Genomic DNA, 17,601 nt, shown 5'->3' with positions numbered 1-17,601 from the left:
CGGTTCGCCGTTGTCGTCCCGCACACCTCAGGGGAGGGCCTCCCCGGAGCGGCCCACCTCCGCGCCAGTGGTCTCGGCGCGGATCGCGGCCTTGGCCTGCTGCCACAGGCCCTCAAGCCGCTCGATGCTCTGGCCCTCCAGCTCCCCCCCGAGGGCCTCCTCCACCCGGGCGAAGCGCGCCAGGAAGCGACGGTTGGTGCCGGCGAGGCCCTCGTCGGGATCCAGATCGCACCAGCGGGCCACGTTCACCAGGGTGAACAACAGATCCCCCAGCTCGCTCTGGGCGTGGGCCCGATCACCGCTGGCCACCGCCTCCCGCAGCTCCCCCAGCTCCTCCTCCACCTTCCCCCACACCCCTGCGATCGATTCCCACTCGAAGCCGGCCGCGGCGGCCTTTCTCGAGATGGTCATCGCCCCGCTTAGGGCCGACTGGCCGCGGACCTTCGCGCCCAGCCGATCGCTGAGGCTGGCCTCCCTTTCGCCGCGGGCGGCCCGCTCGGCCGCCTTGATCGCCTCCCAGCTGGCGGGGGTGCCGTTCTCCGGCTCAAACATGTGGGGATGACGCCGGATCAGCTTGGCGCTGATCCCCCGGGCCACCTGCGCCAGGTCGAAGCTCCCCGCCTCGGCGGCGATGCGGGCGTGCAGCAGCACCTGCAGCAGCAGGTCCCCCAGCTCCTCGCACAGGTGCCCATCGTCCCCGTGGCGGATGGCATCGGCCACCTCATGGGCCTCCTCGAGCACGTAGGGGATCAGTGAGGCGTGGGTCTGTTTCAGGTCCCAGGGGCAGCCGGCCTCCCGGTCCCGCAGCCGGTCCACCACGGCCACCAGCTCGGCGAGGGCGTCGGTGGAGGAATGCTCAGGGGGGGGAGGGGTGCACATGGACGGGCGCTGGGCTGCGGGGGCCGTAGGGCGCTCACCTTCGCATCGAACGCCGGTGCCGCAACAGCGAGCTGCGTCTCAACAGCGAGCTGCGCCGCAACAGCCTTGGCCGCTTGGGCATGGGATCGCCGTCCTGGAGCAGGTGCAGCCAGGCACTGGCCTCCAGCCCCCCCAGGGCGAGCAGCACCAGGGGCCGCTGCTGCCGCCAGAGCTGTTCGGCCGCCGCCAGCAGTCCGGCGCCCCCCCCCAGTCCCAGGTGGGCCAACCCCAGAGGCTTCAGCAGCAGGCCCAGGGCCAGCAGCAGCGCCGTCAGGTACAAGAGACGCCCGGCGGTGCCCACCAACGGCGTGTGGGAGAGGGAGGAGCGGTGGCGCAGCAGCTTGCGGTAGGGGAGCCAGAGCAGCGCCAGGGGGCCCCAGCGGCGGGTGGGGTTGGAGGGGGTGTCCAGGTCAGGGGAGAGCCAGAGCCCCCCCACCAGAAAACTGACCAGGGCCGTGGCGACACCCGATGGGCCCAAGGCCGGCCACCAGAGCAGGGCGAAGGGCAGGCTGAGCCGCAGGGTCAGGCGATCGTGCTCGCGGCCGCTGGCCATGGTTCAGGGCGCTTGGGCCGGCTCGGCCGACGGATCGAGGGCGATGTGGTTGAGCAGGGTCGTGGTGAAGGCGAACAGCAGGAAAGGCAGCGAGAGCACAAGGATCACCCCCACCACCACCAGGGCGTAGATCGGGCTGCTCGCCCCCATCAATGCCATGCCGGCCGCCAGGCTGACGAAGATGATCAACAACCAGATCAGAATCTGTCCGTAAATGTCCCCAAAGGTCAGGGTGCAGCGGAGCTGATAGGCCTGGTGGCGGTCCATGGGGGATCTGATGGGGCACTTCCTCAGCTAAGGCAGGCCGAGCCGGTTTGAATCAATCTGTCAACATCTGTTTTCAGTGGCCTGCCTGCTTAACCTCATTGCCGTGCTCCTGCTTCGGCCATGACCATCCACGATCTGGGCCAGCTGGTGATGCTGCTCCTGCCCGGCATGCTGCTGTCCGTGCTGGTGCTCTCCGCGTTCGCCGCCGGCGGTTGAGCGTGGTCACCCCCGGCCCTCAGCCCGGTTTCGATCCGTCCTTCAACACAATCCCCCCGGCGATCGCACCAACCGATCCGCTTTCCATAATGTGAAAGCCGATTTGCCCGCCTGAGCTTGGTTTCCGTTCGTTCGAGGGTGGTCGTCGTCTCCCTGGTCGTGGCGATCATCCTCATCGGCCTCTGGGTGGGCAGCGACAGTTCGCTGTTGCCTGTGCAGGCGAGCCTCAACGCTCCCCTCTACGACCAGCTGTTTCGGGTGCTGTACAGCATTGGAACGATCCTGTTCCTGGGGGTCTTCGGGGTACTGATCTACAGCCTGATCCGCTTTCGGCGCCGCGCAGGTGATGTCAGTGATGGGGCGGCGACCGAGGGCAATCTGCCCCTGGAGATCGTCTGGACGGCCATTCCGGCTGTGGTGGTGCTGTTCGTCGGCCTCTACAGCTACAACATCTATGACCGCATGGGTGGCATGACCTCCCTCGGGGATCACGGCGGCATGCATTCCATGGAGGCCATGACCGCCATGGATCAGCGCCCCGCCGGCGAGGTCTGGGGGGGCATCGGAACCGCCACCGGCTTGACTCCTGCCACAACGGTCGATGTCACGGCGATGCAGTTCGCCTTCATCTTCAGCTACCCCTCAAGCAACATCATCAGCGGCGAACTGCATGTGCCTGTGGGTCAGCCGGTGGAACTGCACATGAAGGCCAATGATGTGATCCACGCCTTTTGGGTGCCCCAGTTCCGCCTCAAGCAGGACATCATCCCCGGCCAGCCGACCGTTCTCGCCTTCACCCCCACCCGGGAAGGCACCTACCCGATCATCTGCGCCGAGCTGTGCGGGCCTTACCACGGCGGCATGCGCACCTCCGTTGTGGTGCATGGGCAGGATGCCTATGAGCAATGGCTGAAGCAGAACAGCCCCGACCCCGTTGCCGCCTGAGGAAGCCTCCAACCATGACCACCACCACCTCCTCCCCATCCCCTGGGCTCTTCGACGGGCCGGAGCCTGAGGACTGGCGGCGTTACTTCGGTTTCAGCCTCGATCACAAGGTAATCGGCATTCAGTATCTGGTCACGAGCTTCTTCTTCTACCTCGTGGGCGGTGTTTTGGCCGGGATGATCCGCACCGAGCTGACCACTCCGATCTCCGACTTCCTCAGCCGTGAGGCCTACAACGAGGTGCTGACACTCCACGGCACGATCATGATCTTCCTGTGGATTGTGCCGGTGGTGAACGGGGCCTTCGGCAACTATCTGGTCCCCTTTTATGTGGGCGCCCGTGACATGGCCTTCCCCCGCCTCAATGCCATTGCCTTCTGGTTGATTCCCCCCGCCGGGGTGATGCTGATCACCAGCTACTTCATCGGTGGGGCTTCTCAATCAGGCTGGACGGCCTATCCCCCCTTGAGTCTCACCACTCCAGCGGCGGGGCAGCTGGTCTGGATCTTCAGCGTGATTCTGCTGGGGGGCAGCTCCATCCTCGGGGGCATCAACTTCATCGCCACGATCCTGAAGCTGCGCCGCCCCGGCCTCAAGCTCATGGAGTTGCCGATGTACTGCTGGGCCATGCTGGGCACTAGCATCCTGGTGGTGCTGTCAACGCCGGTGCTGGCGGGCACCTTGATCCTTCTGGCCTTCGACATCGTGGCCCACACGGGCTTCTTCAACCCAGGCCAGGGCGGCAATGTGGTGGTTTACCAGCATTTGTTCTGGTTCTATTCCCATCCGGCGGTCTACATCATGGTGCTGCCGGCCTTTGGGCTCGTCAGTGAGATCCTTCCGGTGCATTCCCGCAAACCGTTATTTGGCTACACCACCATGGTGTATTCGATTCTGGCGATCGTGTTCCTGGGCCTGATCGTCTGGGCGCATCACATGTTCACCAGCGGCACACCCCCCTGGATGCGGCTGTTCTTCACGATCGCCACCTCGTTCATTGCCGTGCCCACTGGCATCAAGTTCTTCAACTGGCTGGCAACGCTCTGGGGCGGAAGAATCGCCCTGAATTCCGCCATGCTCTTCGCCTGTGCCTTCATCGTCAATTTTGTGCTCGGGGGCATCACGGGCGTGGCCCTGGCCCAGGTGCCGTTCGACATCCACGTGCATGACACCTACTTCGTGGTCGCCCATTTCCATTACATCGTTTATGGCGGAACGGTGTTCGTGATTTTCAGCTCCATCTACCACTGGTATCCGAAGTTCACCGGAAAGATGCTCGATGAGCGGCTTGGCCTTCTGCATTTCGCCCTCACCTTCATCGGGTTCAATCTCTGCTTCGGTCCCCAGCACTGGCTCGGGATCAACGGCATGCCCAGACGGGTGGCGGAATACGACCCGCAGTTCACTTTGCTGAACCAGATCAGCAGTGTCGGCGCCCTGCTGATGGCCCTGAGCACCCTGCCGTTCCTCTACAACGTCATCGCCAGCTACTTCAAGGGGAAGGTGGCCGGTGATAATCCCTGGCGAGCGCTCACCAGCGAATGGCTCACCAGTTCTCCGCCCCCGGTGGAAAACTGGCACGGACCAGCTCCCCATGTGCGTCACCCCTACGGCTACGGAGCGGAGCCCCAACCATGACCACCCTGCCCTCCATCAGCACCGAGCTGCAGGAACCTTCTGCTGCGGTCGAACACGAGGAGCACGGAGATTTCCGGCTGTTCGGCCTGGTGTTGTTCCTGGTGGCCGACGGCATGACCTTCGCCGGTCTGTTCGCGGCTTACCTCACCTTCCGGGCCGTCAACCCCCTGCCCACCGGTGGGATCTACGAGCTCGAACTGCTGCTTCCCACGATCAACACCGTGCTGCTGGTGCTCAGCAGTTTCACCTTCCATCGATCCGCCAAGCTGTTGCGCGCCGAGAATTCATCCGGTTGCCGCCTCTGGCTCATGATCACCGTGGCCCTCGGGGTGGCCTTCCTGGTGAGCCAGATGCGCGAGTACTTCACCCTCCCCTTCGGTCTCACCAGCAACCTCTATGCCAGCACCTTTTACGTGCTGACCGGCTTCCACGGCCTGCACGTCAGCCTTGGGGTGATGTTGATGCTGATCGTCTGGTGGCAGGCGCGTCAGGGTGGCTCGATCACCAGCCATCAGCACTTCGGCCTGGAGGCCGCCGAGCTCTATTGGCACTTTGTTGATGGCATCTGGGTGGTGCTGTTCGGGATCATCTACCTGCTTTGAGCCCCTTCTGCCGACACCGGCCTGAGCGGCCCCTGGCGCTGGCTGGAGCGTGATCGTTCACAATGGCCACCTCGCCCGATTAGCTCAGCGGTAGAGCGCCTGCCTTACAAGCAGGATGTCGCTGGTTCGAAACCGGCATCGGGCATACGCAAAAACGCCTTCAGCACAGTGGTTTTGGCAACCTTTTTAAACCCTTGCCTCACCCGCCGATAGGCTTTGCCAGGGCTTTCACCTCTGACTCTTTTGCTCCTCCTGGCCGACGTTTAGAGCTCGTCAGCCACGTGGTGACGGCATGTCGCCCCCTCGAGCTTGACGGTGGACGCAGCAAAGCTGTGGCTTCAAGCTTGCTACAGGCGGCTCCAGCCCCACGGTGCTGCGCATGCAGATCCAAGCCGTGCCCAGGGTGCGAGCCCGCTGGCATGGCCTGGCCGGCGCTGCGGAAGGGTTGCTGGAGGTTGACGAAGGGGCCAGGGAACGCTCAGGACAGGGCGCGTCGGGCTCAGGCCTGCACTGGGCGCCGGCGAACAGGTGGCCCATGCCCCAGCGTCGGCGAGCAGGCACCCAGCCAAGAAAAACTTCACATGGCTTCAAGAGGCTTTACAATTTGATGAGTTCATCGACACCCTCCCCTCCATGACCACCTCTTCCTCAGACTCCCGCTTCGGCTTCGTGGCTTTCGCTGAAACCTGGAATGGCCGCCTGGCCATGCTCGGTTTCGTGATCGGCCTGGGCACCGAGCTCCTCACCGGCCAGGGCATTCTCAGCCAGATCGGCCTCGGCTGATCCAGCCCCTTCTCTGCAGCATCGGCCAGGATGAGACCGTCCAGCCGGGCCGATGCTGCCGTCCCAACCCCCAGAACCATGGAGCACGCCCTCGTCTTCGTTCTGGCTCCCCAGGAGGCCCTTCCCGGCGACTCTGTCGACTGGGAGGGGCTTTTGGCCGCCCAGCGCCAGGGTGTCGCTAAGGGTACGGCCCTGCGGATGTATCGGGTCCCCGCCGATGTCGAGCAAAGCCTTGATGACCTGGTGGGTTCGGGCGAGGCCAACGCCAGCGGCACCGATCCTTTCCTTCCGGCCCTCACGGCCCCAGCGTCTGGGATCTTTACGCCCCGTCGTTTGATCTGCGATGCGCTGATCCCTGGCTTTGAAACCAAGTCCCTTTGGCTCGGTGCCTACGAACTTCATGGGACCCCTTGGGCGGAGCCGATCCCTCAACAGGGCCCCCCGATGGCCATCGATCGGATCTCCTGCCTGGATCACGTGGCCATGGCGGAAATCGATCACGAAACCTGTTGGTTCTATCCCACTGATAACGGTGACTATCTCTGCTGGGAGAACAGTCGCAGCCTTGAGCTGTTGCCGGGCTATCCGGTCGAGGCCAGCCGTGGTATTAATCCAATCGTCTACGACCGTGGCGACCTGCGGCTGCTCTGGTCGCTCATGGCGGATGACCAAAACCTCACCTGTGTGGGTCTCACCTACCAGCGGCACAGGATCGAATGGCCCATTGCCTTCTCTGATGCGGCCCTTTCCGCTACCTGGACCGCCTTCACGGTGGACGACATGGCTGATGAGATCTATCGGGAGCAGGCGAACATCACTGTGTTCTCCCAGGGCAAGCCTTGATTCAAGACGGCAGCTCGTAGAGCTTCTCAAGGCGTTCGCGACCCAGGTCCACATAGAGCAGCGCTTCTCCCGGGGTGGGCGCTTCCGGGTGGCGCTGACGGGGGCTGGAAACGGCTGTGGAACGGCGGAGGTTCTGGGTCATCAGCGCAAAGGCTCCACCAGCGATCACAGCGAAACTCACGAAATAGACGATGGGGAAGAGGGCTTCGAGCATGGACCTACACCTTTCTTTAAAGCTAATGTAAAGGAGTGTTAAGCGCGAGCCAGGGGGTCTGCTTCAGCTGCTTCAGGGCTGAGCCTTCTTGGCTACCACCGCGAAGAACGGATCCCCTTGTCCCCCGAGCCAGCCCAGCGGACCCTCGGCCCGGGTGGTCTCGGCGATCAGCAGTGGTGAGGGCCAACCCTGCGCTTGGAGCCCCCGGCTCACATAGGCCAGGTGCTCCTGATCACTGCCTTCCGTCCAGATGTGCGGAGCCTTCTGGGCGAACATCCGGTTGGAGAAGGCCACGATCGTTTGACCGCCGGGGCGCACGATCCGCAGCAGTTCGACGGCCAGCTGTTCGGGCTGCTGCAGATATTGCCAACCGGCCACGATCAGCACAGCGTCCACGCTGACATCGGCCAGGGGCAGCCGCTGGTTGAGGTTGAGGTTCTGAACCCAATGGCGATCAAGGCGTCGGTTGGCCGCCAGTTCGTCTGGATTGAGCCCATGGCCAATCACTTCTTGGTAGCTGGCTTCCTCCGGCAGGTGGCTCACCCAGCTGCTCATCAGGTCGAGCACCACGGCTCCGGGCGGAAGCCGCTCCCGATAGAGGGCCGTGAGCCGTTGGCGGAAGGCAACGTCGAGGTGATGCACGAAACGGGGCTCGGCGTAGAAGAGGGCGTCGTCGGACGGGTCACGCTTGCGTCGCTCTCTCTCGTTCAGCACCAGGACCACCATCAGCGCTTGCCATCACCACCACGCCATGGTGGCGAGCCCCGAGGCCGCGCTGAGAGCCCCGAGGGAAGCCCTTGGTGCCCCCAGCTCGGTCTGGCTGAAGGCGCCGACGGGGACTGATGGAGTGGGGTGAGCCCTGAACGTCCATGACCGTTGAACCCCGGGCCCCAGGTGTGTGGTCTCAGCAGATGCACCAGCGCACGTCCGCAGCCCATCCGACGGCGCGCCCCTTTGGAACCCGCTCTGGAAGCAGCAGGATGTCGCCTGATCGCGCTGGGCTTGCGGTCCCCGGCCGTGCGTCAGCGGTTGCCGTAGGGGCATCCCTGGTGGCGTAGCGTGAGGGAGATAGCGTCCGCCTGGGCCGCCAGCGCCTCTCCCCGGGGGGTGAAGAACTCCAGCGCAAACCGATCGCGGTAGAGCACCGGCTGGCTGTGTTGCAGTTCCGCTTCGGCCCGATGGCGGCCGTCGATCAACGCCTGGAGGTCCAAGGGGGTGTAGGTGTTGTCAGCGGCGTTGGCGACCACCGCCTGCCGGCTCAGGCCTGGGCACAGCCGCTCCCCGACCTGACGAACCAGGGCGATCCCCATGCCGATCCAGGGAGCCAGGGCCATGGGGCGACGGAGGTGGCTTTGTTCCCGGCGGTCGCCCTGCACCGCCGCATCATCCACCAGGCCGTTGTTCAACCAGCCCAACCCGTCGGTCCCAAGAGGCCCCCGGGGCCGGGTCAGCCCGGGGGCTTCGGCCGTGGACCTGAGGCCGAGCACAACCCTGCCCACTGCGTGCACAGGATCAATCCCCATCGTCGGCGGAGCCGGCGGGCACCAGGCGTATTTGCTTGCGAGAGATCTTGATTTGGACTTCAGCCCCCGGGGCCAGATCGAGCAGGCCTTTGTAGGCCTTGCCCACCAACACAGTGCCGTTGGCCTGCTCCGCGGCCATGTCGCTGAGTTTGCGGTTGTCTTTGCCACCTGGCTTACCGCCAATGTCGCCCAGGCTGACATCTTTGGCCTCCAGGGGAGGCCTTCTTTGGCAAGGCTTTGCCGAGGGAGAACGCCGTGAAACTCAGCCGTTCCGTCCCTTCCTTCATGGTGGAAACCTAACCAGCTGCCCGCGCCAGCTCGGACTTGCCGGCATCACCCAGTTCGTTCACCTTCGCCAGCAGGTCTGCTCCCGTCAGCGCCATGGGGATGATCTGGAGGCGAATGACAAGGTACCCATCTCGGCGCCCTTGGTTGGTTGTCCTGGTACAGCCACGGCCCCAACTTGACCCCGGCGGCGGGCCTGGGTTGCGATCAGTTCACGAACGGGAGCGCTGCTCCTCGTTCTGTTCGGTGACCGCGTGTCTATGGCCAGCCGCAGGGATCCTGGCGATCCGAGGCGCCGAGGCCAGCGCAGGATCGAGTTGGTGCAGGCACCCAAGGACGGACGGCCCTCCTGCCAGGGGTCCATGGCCCCGTCACCGGCTGGGCTGGGAGCCAGCCGTGGCTTCACGTGGTGCTGGGGTGCAGGACCACCCTCCCCAGCGATGAGGATGACCAGCGCAAACCGTCGCCCACGCAGGCCACGGCCCAGTGGCGGTGCCCTTCGAGGTGGTCCCGATGGCTGCCACCGACCCAACGCTCAGCGGGGCGGGCGCTGGTCGTGGGGGGTGGGAACAACGAGCAGAACAGAGTGAACCGACCTGGACACCGGCGCGCCGTCGGCCTCATGCTTGCCCAGATGACTCTCCCCCTTGAAGTACAGCGACGAGGACGAACCGCCGTCGAGGTTCAACGCCGATCGGACGCCGTGTTGGTGCAGAAACTGTGCCAGCTCGCCCAGGGTCAGCCCTGAACGGGCCCGTCCCGGGCGTTGCTCCACCATCACCCAGAGGAGCTGGCCATCGGCCTTGATCCCCAGGGCCGTGCGGGCGTTGGGACCGAAGGCATCAATGGCATCACGGACCAAGACCCCGCGCTCATGAGCCGTGAAGGCCTCCCGTTCGGTCGTCATGACTGGCAGCAGCTGGGGGCCGCCGCCGAGGGCGAGCTCCAACCGGCAGCCCGGAGGCACCGCTGATCGATGAGGCACAATAGCGTTGCGACGGTGGCCCTGGCACTGGTAGAGCCTGAATTCGCTGCGGTTCAAGATCGCCTCCAGGTAGGGCCCCAGGGCCGGGTTCCGCATCAAGCGCCGATTGTCTCTGGGGTTGGCGAGCACCTGGCCACCCGCGAGCACCCAGGCGTTCGTCTTTTGGTTGGCGGGATCGAAGTAGCCGCCATTGATTCCGGCGAGGGCCCGCCGGGCGCGGGCCACGGCCTCCAGGGGACGCAGCGGGTTGCTGACAACCGGAACGATCGCCAGCGCCGGTGTGTTCGGGATCGTCAGGAGGTGAAGGCGTTCACCGACACGCTCCTCCACCGTGTACCGCAGACCAGCTTCAGCGCTCCTGGCCCCGGGCGCCTGGGCGCCACCACGGTCGTTTGCGCGCTGGAGGCCGCCGCTCAAGACAGCCCCAGCCATGAAGGCTCCTGCCAAGGCCAGTCCCGTTAGGAGCGCAAGGGCCAGCGCGCTTGGCTTGAGGTGCTGCACGGTTGGCCGGCCTCATTGGGCTGGAAGAGGGGGGGGGGCTGGAGGGGTTGGGAGCTCCCCCAGGCCTTCGTCGCTGGCCATCAGATCGCTCAGTCCTGCTCCCACTCCGGTGCGCCCATGGGCTGCATCCGCCCGGGGTCGCAGCAGGGGGGCAAGGATCGGTCCTCCGTACCCTCGGCGCCCCCATCTTGGCTCGCTTCTTGTTCAGGATTGAGGAGGTGTCCATCCCATCGATGCGGGAGATCGTTTTCGAGCTGTCCCAGGAGCGGCCTGGCTTCGTACAGGCCACGGCGCCCCAGGCGGGCTTGACCGTGGAGTCTGGTTCGATCGAGGGCTTGCACCACGAGGCCAGGGAAGCGCTGATTCAGCACTTGGGGGCCGTCCATGCCACGTACCGGATCCGCCTGCGTCGGTTGAAAGCCGTTGGCGCTGGGGCGCTGCACCGGTCTGCAGGGGCCGCTTTACGGGGGCTCGCCGGTGACCAGCGCGCCGCTACCGCCCCATGACTCTCAGGCCACAGGAGGTCGGTCGCTGAGGGCCTCCGTCGCCACGCCGGTCTGGAAGAAAACCCAGCATGGCCAGCCGGCCGTTTCGCCCTTTGGTGGGAGACCCAGAGGCTTGACTCCGATGCGGCGTGCGTCGTGGCTGGGGCCGCTGAAGGCTTCTCCTCTGGGTTGGAGGGATGCGGTGGCGCGCCCAATCGGCAGGCCATGGTTGGATCGAAGCGGATCTCCCTAGCTCCCACCGGTGATGACGGCTTCCTCCTGGGACCAGCGCTACCGCGAGGGCCGCGACGGCTGGGAGCTGGGCCAACCGGTGCCCGTGCTGGCGCGGTTCATCGCCACCGATCCCCGGGCGCCGCAGCCTCCGGCGCAGGTGCTCGTGCCTGGGTGCGGCCGCGGCCATGAGGCCCGGCTGCTGGCCGATCGGGGGTTTGAGGTGGTGGGGCTGGATTTCAGCAGCGAAGCTCTGGGCGAAGCGCGGCGGCTGTACGGCACGACGGCGGTGGCGCTGCGCTGGTTGCAGGCGGATCTGTTTGATGGCCCGGCTCTGGTCGCCGCTGGCCTGGGGGCTGGGAGTCTGGGGGGCGTGCTGGAGCACACCTGTTTCTGCGCCATTGATCCGAGCCTGCGGACCGCCTATGCCCGCACCGTGGCGGCGTTGCTGGAGCCGGGGGGCTGGCTGCTGGGGTTGTTCTGGTGCCATGGCCGCCCCGGTGGCCCGCCCTATGGCGCCCAGCCCGAGGTTGTGCAGGCGCAGCTCAGCGGCGCCGGCCTGGTGGCCGAGCTCTGGGAGCCGGTGCCTGGCGCCGTCGCTGAAGAAACGTCGGCCGAGGCCCAGGAAGGTCGTTCAGTCAACCTCCGTGACGGCGAATGGCTGGGGTTATGGCGCAAGCCCTCTGTCCCTGGGGCCGCCGCCGCTGCGTCCTAACGGCCGAGCTCGCCGGCCCCCGCCAGTTGGCGTTCGGCGTAGCCGGCCGCCCAGACTGATGGCGCCATCCCCCGCGGTACCCGGCGGATGAAGGCGGGGTTGTGCAGAATCTCGAGCACCGCTTCCCCCAGCAGCTCGTTGGAGCGACTGCCGGGCAGCCGATGGCTCAGCAGTTGGTGGATGCGAAGCAGGTACCAGGCGGTGCCCTCGAGACCGGCGTTGAAGCGTTCCCAGCTGCTGGTCTCCCGCCGGGCATCCAGCACAAGGTCGCGGGCATTGTGGGCCTTGTCGGCGGCGGTGACGCGCAGGGAATCCAGGGGCTTGTGCTCGAGGGAGGCCACATAGCGGGTTTTTCGCGTCAGCCAGGGCTCCTTGTGCTCGCCCGTGCGCCCCACGACCGTGTCCGTGCAGTCGGCAACGATGGCCGCCACCCGACCCCCGAACCGCGCCGCGATCGAGGCCTCGCTTTGGCCGGCGTCTTCGATCGCGTCATGGAGCAAGCCGGCGATCGCCTGGTCTTCGTCACCACCGTCTTCCCAGATCAGGCCACTGACGGCGATCAGGTGGGAAATGTAAGGAACCGGCTTGCCTTTACGCGTCTGCTCGCGATGCAGCTCTGAGGCCCATTGAAGAGCGTCGCTGTAGCGATGACTGGTGGCCATGGAACAACCATGGGGTGACTCAATCGTGGCATGGCGCAACCTTGGCCGTGGATGCGGGCAGCCCCCCTCAGGCCACTTCCGGTGCCCAGCCGCGCTGGCGGTGCAGGTCGTCCGTCCAGCCCGAGCAGCGGTGGGTGAGGTGGTCGCCGTGGGCTAGCAGGCCCTGGTGCAGCTGGCAGGTGAGCACGGGAATTCCGCCGGGGGCCGCGTGGTGGCGGAACCAGTGGCAGGTCATGCAGACCTTGCGGCTGCGGGTGGCGTTGAGCAGGGGGTGCCCAAGCCAGGGCCAGTCTTCGATCGCTTCCCAGCGGGAGGGCTCAAGGCGGGAGAGCTCAAGGCCAGCGAGGGGAAGGGTCACCATCGGTCGGCACGGCAGGGTGTACATCTGTACTAGCAGATTGGCAGGCGGTTGTCCAGGGCCCGCGGATCGAGGAGTCCTTCGGCAGTGTCATCCACGGTTGCGGGGTGGGCCGAGCGGACGCAACGGTGGATCGAGGGGGTCTGGGTGTCGATCGCTGCGATGGGGCGGGCTGATGCGACGGGGCGACTGCTTCATGACCCAAGGCCTCGAGTGGCTGGGCGCTGGAGGGTGGGGGCCGGTTCCCCTGGGGCGCGGCGGTCATCGGCGACCGCTGCCCGTGCCCAGGACGGTCGGCCCGGCTGGAGGGTGTTGGGCTGAGATGGGGACGATCCGGGCTGGTCCATCCGGCCCATCGATCTGAGCGGCACGCGTGTGGTCTTCTTCTGCATCGGCATTCCGATCCCTGAGGAAACGGAGAGTGTTCTGTCCCCTGAGTTCGTGGAACCGCAAATGGCCGTGGGGGCCCGGCGCCGCAGGCGCTCCATGATCCGGCGCCGCAGGCGCTCAGTGATCCGGCGCCGTGGCGTCGCGCACGCTTTCGAACAGGTCGATGTCCCAGGCGACCAGATCGCGGCGGACCGCATCGGCCAGGGGGCGGGGCAGCAGCCGGGCCAGGTCTTCGCCGGTGATCACCCCCACCAGCACGCCGGGGTCGCTGCGGATCAGGGCCAGGGCATGCCAGGTGAGGATCGCCGCCCCCACGGCGGTGGGGTAGGAGATGTAGGTGGCGCCGGCATAGGGGGTGCCCAGCAGTTCGCGGTAGCGGCGGTAGCTGAGCCCCACGGTTTCGATCGCCGTCTGGCGGTCGTTGCGTACGTTCTCAGTGACGCGGATCTCGGCGGCGGCGGCGAAGTGGGTGCGACGGATCACGCCGTTGCGCAGGTACTCCTCGATGCGCCGGGGCTTGTTCATCCCCGGCAGGATCGCCCGCACCATCGTCTCGATCGTCAGCTCCCCCTGCTGGGGCAGGGTGCGCTTGGAGAGCAGGTTGAGCTGGAACAGGGCCTTCACCAGCTCCACCTCCGAGCCGCCCGTATAGACCCCGATCGATTCGATCTCCGGGAAGGAGCGGTGCAGCGACAGCAGTTCCTCCTGGTAGAGGGGGTACTGGCGGGTCGGCCTGGCCTCGTAGGCGAAGGTGTAATCGCGGGCGGCGCTGAAGGGTTCGAGCACCTGCAGCCGGCCCTTGCGCAGCAGCCGTGGTTGCTGGGCCAGCTCCTCGAGGGCCACCACCGGCGACCAGGAGAACACCACCTCGTCGGAGTCGATGTCTTCGAGCAGGAACAGATCGACGCTTTCGATCTCCAGCTCCCGCCGCCGGGCCGAGCGCAGCTCGTGCAGCCGCTGGCCGATCAGGAAGTTGGTCACCCCCGGTGAAATCCCCAGGTTGATCAGCGCCGCCGTGCCCCGTTGGCGCAGGGCCCCATCGAAGCCGTACTGGGCAAAGGTGAGCGTCCGCTCGGTCTCGGCGTCGTACATGTCCGAGGCCAGATCCACCGTGTGGGCGCCGAGACGCAGGCCCAGCGCGATCAAGGGCTGGTTGAACTCCGGCAGGGCCGCGTTCACCAGCAGCGTGGCCCCCGCCAGTGACTCGGCCCGCTCCCCCGCGCCACTCCAGAGGGGTGCGAAATCATCGACGCCGACGAAGTCGATGCGATCGAACAGCCGTTCGGCATGGAACAGGGCATCCCTGGCGAGATCGGGATTGAGCACCACCACCACGAAGTGCAGGGGCACCCCGTCGCGCTCGGCCAGCTCCGCCAGGCAGATCAGCATCGCCGAACCCACGGCCCCGAGCCCGAAGAACACCACCGTGGTATCCGGGCAGGGGCCGCTGGAATCGCTGGGCTCTGGGGTCATGGAAGGGGTGCCCAGGGGGCGGAAGCGCTGCCGTCAACGTAGGCAGGCCCGTGCTCCTCACTCCTCGTAGTCGTGGGCGTCGGGGTCGAAGTAATCCTCGATCAGCCGGCCCAGTTGATCCGGCAGGTCGCTGGCCATGGCCAGTTCGGCCACATCTTCGGGATGCCGCTGCAGGGCCCCCGCCAGTTGCTTCAGCGCCGCCAGCGTTTCTGGGTGCATCGATTGGAGCGGGCTCCAGGCCATGCCCAAAGGCTGCCGGGTTCAGCGGGGGGCGATGTGCCGACCTTGGCCCCCGTGCCGTCGCCTGGAGCACGGGCCCCGGGGCCAGCAGAATGCGGGCCATTCGCTGCCGGGTCATGTCCTTGCGCCGTACGGCCTCCATCGGTCTGTTGGCGATGGTGCCGGTGTCCATCGCCGCCGAGGCCCTGCACTGGGGCGACGGCGCCGTGTTCGTGACCTCGGCGATCGCGATCATTCCGCTGGCGATCTGGTTGAGCACCGCCACCGAGGAGCTTTCGATCACCCTGGGGCCCTCGATCGGCGCCCTGCTCAACGCGGTGTTCGGCAACGCCACAGAGCTGATCATCGCCCTGGTGGCGCTCAAGGCCGGCCTGGTGGAGATCGTCAAGGCGAGCATCACCGGCACGGTGATGGCCAACCTGTTGCTCGCCCTGGGGCTCTCGATGCTGGTGGGGGGCATCGGCCGCAAGGAACAGACGTTCCAGCCGGTGGTGGCACGGGTCAACGGCTCGGCCATGACCCTGGCGGTGCTGGCGATCCTGATCCCCAGCCTCTCGGTGCTCTCGGGCGGCCATACGGCGGAGAGCACCCAGGGCTTTTCCACCTTCGTGGCCTGGGTGCTGCTGGCGGTCTACGGCCTCACCCTGCTGTTCTCCCTGGGCACCCACCGCAGCCTCTACGAGGTGGCCGCCGCCGATCTGGAGGCCCAGGAGGAGGGCTCCAGCGCCCACAAGCCGCCGCTGCTGCCCTGGCTGGGGGTGCTGCTGGCGGCCACCGCGGTGCTGGCCTACGAATCGGAACTTTTCGTTGGTGTGGTCGAGTCCGTGACCGAGGGCCTGGGGCTCACCGCTCTGTTCACCGGCGTGGTGCTGCTGCCGCTGCTCGGGGGCACGGCGGAATATCTCACCGCCGTGACCATGGCGCGCAAGAACAAGATGGATCTCTCGGTGTCGGTGTCCCTGGGCTCCACCCTGCTCGTGGCCCTGCTGGTGGTGCCGGTGCTGGTGCTCGTCGGGCCGTTGCTGGGCCATCCCCTCGATCTGAGCTTTGATGTCTTCGAACTCGTGACGGTGATCACAGCGGTGCTGGTCAGCAACCTGGTGAGCGTGGATGGCCGCTCCGACTGGCTGGAGGGGGCGCTGCTGCTGGCGGCCTACCTGATCCTGGCGGCCGGCTTCTACTTCCAGGCGGCCTGAGCGCCATGGCCGCCACCCCCGACGATCGACCGGTGCTGCCGTTCCGCAGCCGGGCGGCTCTGGCCCGGCTCCAGGAGTTGCCGGCCCTGCAGCTGCTGCTGGCGGCCACCGCCACCCTGGCGGCCCTGGCCCTGGGCTGGAGCTGGCTGGCGCTGCTGGTGGGTCTGGTGACCCTGGTGCTCTCGCTGCTGCAACTGCTGCCGCCCCTGTGGGTGGTGCTGCGCTCGCGGCTTGAGGAGCCCGCCACGGTTCAGACCCTGGCGCTGCTGGGTCTGGTGCTGGGGGCCGTGGCGATCAGCGTGGCCCTGGGCTGGTGGGAACCGCTGGCGGCCATCTACCGCAGCGGCGATTGGAACGCGATCGGGGCGGTGGGGGAGGGGGTGATCGGAGCCTTCGGCCAGATCCTGGTGGCCTTCGTGGCCCTGACGATCGCCTGGCGTCAGTTCGTGGTCGACCAGCGGCTCACCACCCAGCAGAACCGCATCACCCAGGCCCAGACCATCGACAGCTTCATGCAGGGCATCTCTGAGCTGATCAGTGACGAGGACGGGCTGCTGGAGGACTGGCCGCTGGAACGCATGCTCGCCGAGGGACGCATGGCGGCGGTGTTCGGCAGCATCGACGGCGAGGGCAAGGCCAAGATCCTGCGCTTCCTCGCCCACGCCCGCCTGCTCACGCCCCTGCGCCGGGACCAGCGCCTGGGCCGGGCGATTCTCGATGGCGAGGGCAACTACGAGGTGGACCGACTCGATGGGGTGCCCGTGATCTGCCTGCACCAGATGCTGCGGGGGGTGGATCTTTCGGGCGTGGACCTGCGCGGGGTGGATTTCAACGGCGCCGACCTGGGGGGGGCCAACCTGCGGGGCGCCGATCTGTCGGATGCCAACCTGGCGGGGGCCAACCTCAGCGGCGCCGATCTTGATGGGGTCCGACTGGAGCGCACCCGTTTCTTCTATGGCACAGCTGAGGCGGCCACGCCGGTGGATCCCCGCAGCCCGCAGGATTTCGAGTCAGGAGTCGGTACCGGCGCGGTGGTGGAGAACGCCAACCTCTCCGACCTGCGGCAACTGGAGAGCGAGACGCGTCTCTATCTGGCTTCCTGGGGCGGCAGCCGCTCGCGCCAGAGCCTGGCAGGCAGCGTCAAAGCCATCCCCAGCAAGTTGGAGCGATAGGGCGTTCCGCCGGGCCGGATGTCGACAGCCGCGGCTTCAGGAGCGATCCGCTTGGCCTGTCCGCTTCAACCGGGTTGCCCTACGGCGTCAACCTGGCACAACCTCCATTCACAGCTTGAGTGTGTTTCATTGCCTATCCCGCAGACGCACCACCCAGAAAAAGAACAGCCCAAAAGATGTTCTCCGGTTAACCAAACCGTTTCCAATACAGCCATGGAGGTCAGACGCTGGATTGTGTTCTTGGTTTCACCCTTAAAAACGGATCGGCATGGATGGACTCCGGTGAATGGAGTTCATGGTGATGGCCCGCGCTCCGACTTCTTTGGCGAAGCCACGAGTTCATTGCTCCACGACAGCTTTGGTCGCTGAGGATGCTCCATGGGCTGAAAATGTCAGACGATTCATTG

General features: G+C 66.2%; 20 protein-coding genes, 1 tRNA gene and 1 pseudogene. 10 read left to right on the top strand and 12 right to left on the bottom strand.

The genetic code is table 11. The annotated features are described in order from the left end of the window. Positions 1-27: 27 nt before the first annotated feature. The 3 genes from mazG to KBY88_RS11695 are packed head-to-tail and all read right to left on the bottom strand — an operon-like array spanning position 28 to position 1,738. Positions 28-879, bottom strand: a complete 852-nt coding sequence (gene mazG, locus KBY88_RS11705) for a nucleoside triphosphate pyrophosphohydrolase (protein ID WP_254940116.1) — start codon at positions 877-879, stop codon at positions 28-30. Between the two features lie 34 nt (positions 880-913). Beyond that, positions 914-1,471, bottom strand: coding sequence for a metal-binding protein (locus KBY88_RS11700; RefSeq protein WP_254940115.1), 558 nt, complete (start codon positions 1,469-1,471; stop codon positions 914-916). A gap of 3 nt (positions 1,472-1,474) precedes the next feature. Next, positions 1,475-1,738: a hypothetical protein gene (locus tag KBY88_RS11695; RefSeq protein ID WP_254940114.1), complete on the bottom strand. Its 264-nt coding sequence runs from the start codon at positions 1,736-1,738 to the stop codon at positions 1,475-1,477. A 354-nt stretch (positions 1,739-2,092) separates the two neighbouring features. Between KBY88_RS11695 and coxB the strand changes: the two genes are divergently transcribed. The 6 genes from coxB to KBY88_RS11665 all read left to right on the top strand — a co-directional run bounded on the left by coxB (position 2,093) and on the right by KBY88_RS11665 (position 6,764). Further along, a complete protein-coding gene (gene coxB / locus KBY88_RS11690; protein WP_254940113.1) occupies positions 2,093-2,899 on the top strand; it encodes a cytochrome c oxidase subunit II in 807 nt (268 codons plus the stop codon). Between the two features lie 14 nt (positions 2,900-2,913). Then, positions 2,914-4,536: a cytochrome c oxidase subunit I gene (gene ctaD, locus KBY88_RS11685; protein WP_254940112.1), complete on the top strand. Its 1,623-nt coding sequence runs from the start codon at positions 2,914-2,916 to the stop codon at positions 4,534-4,536. Beyond that, positions 4,533-5,138: a cytochrome c oxidase subunit 3 gene (locus tag KBY88_RS11680; protein ID WP_254940111.1), complete on the top strand. Its 606-nt coding sequence runs from the start codon at positions 4,533-4,535 to the stop codon at positions 5,136-5,138. The genes ctaD and KBY88_RS11680 overlap by 4 nt, the downstream gene beginning before the upstream one ends. Before the next feature lie 73 nt (positions 5,139-5,211). Beyond that, positions 5,212-5,283: transfer RNA gene (locus tag KBY88_RS11675), tRNA-Val, on the top strand. Positions 5,284-5,771: 488 nt separating this feature from the next. Continuing rightward, complete coding sequence (locus tag KBY88_RS11670; protein ID WP_254940110.1) at positions 5,772-5,921, top strand: CAB/ELIP/HLIP family chlorophyll-binding protein; 150 nt, start codon at positions 5,772-5,774, stop codon at positions 5,919-5,921. A gap of 78 nt (positions 5,922-5,999) precedes the next feature. Further along, complete coding sequence (locus tag KBY88_RS11665; RefSeq protein WP_254940109.1) at positions 6,000-6,764, top strand: hypothetical protein; 765 nt, start codon at positions 6,000-6,002, stop codon at positions 6,762-6,764. Position 6,765: 1 nt separating this feature from the next. Here the strand turns inward: KBY88_RS11665 and KBY88_RS11660 are convergent, their stop codons facing one another. The 5 genes and pseudogenes from KBY88_RS11660 to KBY88_RS11640 form a co-directional block, all read right to left on the bottom strand. Further along, positions 6,766-6,978: a hypothetical protein gene (locus KBY88_RS11660; RefSeq protein WP_254940108.1), complete on the bottom strand. Its 213-nt coding sequence runs from the start codon at positions 6,976-6,978 to the stop codon at positions 6,766-6,768. Between the two features lie 72 nt (positions 6,979-7,050). Next, positions 7,051-7,704: a class I SAM-dependent methyltransferase gene (locus tag KBY88_RS11655; protein ID WP_254940107.1), complete on the bottom strand. Its 654-nt coding sequence runs from the start codon at positions 7,702-7,704 to the stop codon at positions 7,051-7,053. A gap of 296 nt (positions 7,705-8,000) precedes the next feature. Beyond that, on the bottom strand, positions 8,001-8,384 hold the full coding sequence (locus KBY88_RS11650) for a hypothetical protein (protein WP_254940106.1): 384 nt from the start codon (positions 8,382-8,384) through the stop codon (positions 8,001-8,003). Between the two features lie 106 nt (positions 8,385-8,490). Then, positions 8,491-8,884, bottom strand: a pseudogene (locus KBY88_RS11645) (AbrB-like transcriptional regulator). Positions 8,885-9,321: 437 nt separating this feature from the next. Beyond that, a complete protein-coding gene (locus KBY88_RS11640) occupies positions 9,322-10,203 on the bottom strand; it encodes a phosphodiester glycosidase family protein (protein ID WP_254940105.1) in 882 nt (293 codons plus the stop codon). Between the two features lie 257 nt (positions 10,204-10,460). Here KBY88_RS11640 and KBY88_RS11635 point away from each other — a divergent pair, with 257 nt between their 5' ends. Beyond that, positions 10,461-10,778, top strand: a complete 318-nt coding sequence (locus KBY88_RS11635; RefSeq protein ID WP_254940104.1) for a hypothetical protein — start codon at positions 10,461-10,463, stop codon at positions 10,776-10,778. A 244-nt stretch (positions 10,779-11,022) separates the two neighbouring features. Further along, complete coding sequence (locus KBY88_RS11630) at positions 11,023-11,703, top strand: methyltransferase domain-containing protein (RefSeq protein ID WP_254940103.1); 681 nt, start codon at positions 11,023-11,025, stop codon at positions 11,701-11,703. Here KBY88_RS11630 and KBY88_RS11625 read toward each other — a convergent pair. The 4 genes from KBY88_RS11625 to KBY88_RS11610 form a co-directional block, all read right to left on the bottom strand. Then, entirely contained in the window at positions 11,700-12,365 is a 666-nt protein-coding gene (locus tag KBY88_RS11625) for an HD domain-containing protein (RefSeq protein ID WP_254940102.1), read from the bottom strand. The genes KBY88_RS11630 and KBY88_RS11625 overlap by 4 nt on opposite strands. A gap of 67 nt (positions 12,366-12,432) precedes the next feature. Continuing rightward, complete coding sequence (locus tag KBY88_RS11620; protein WP_254940101.1) at positions 12,433-12,726, bottom strand: galactose oxidase; 294 nt, start codon at positions 12,724-12,726, stop codon at positions 12,433-12,435. 504 nt (positions 12,727-13,230) lie between these two features. After that, positions 13,231-14,586, bottom strand: coding sequence for a saccharopine dehydrogenase C-terminal domain-containing protein (locus tag KBY88_RS11615; RefSeq protein ID WP_254940100.1), 1,356 nt, complete (start codon positions 14,584-14,586; stop codon positions 13,231-13,233). Positions 14,587-14,643: 57 nt separating this feature from the next. Beyond that, positions 14,644-14,805, bottom strand: a complete 162-nt coding sequence (locus KBY88_RS11610; protein ID WP_254940099.1) for a hypothetical protein — start codon at positions 14,803-14,805, stop codon at positions 14,644-14,646. A 137-nt stretch (positions 14,806-14,942) separates the two neighbouring features. Between KBY88_RS11610 and cax the strand changes: the two genes are divergently transcribed. Next, positions 14,943-16,022 (top strand): calcium/proton exchanger, encoded by a 1,080-nt coding sequence (gene cax / locus KBY88_RS11605; protein ID WP_254940098.1) that lies wholly within the window; start codon positions 14,943-14,945, stop codon positions 16,020-16,022. Positions 16,023-16,027: 5 nt separating this feature from the next. Continuing rightward, positions 16,028-17,194, top strand: coding sequence for a pentapeptide repeat-containing protein (locus KBY88_RS11600; RefSeq protein ID WP_254940097.1), 1,167 nt, complete (start codon positions 16,028-16,030; stop codon positions 17,192-17,194). Positions 17,195-17,601 lie beyond the last annotated feature (407 nt).

It is taken from the genome of Cyanobium sp. Morenito 9A2, assembly GCF_024345575.1.
In the GTDB taxonomy this organism is placed as follows: domain Bacteria; phylum Cyanobacteriota; class Cyanobacteriia; order PCC-6307; family Cyanobiaceae; genus ATX-6F1.
The sequence above is the reverse complement of the archived record's forward strand: the minus strand, read 5'-3'. Positions and strand labels throughout refer to the sequence as shown.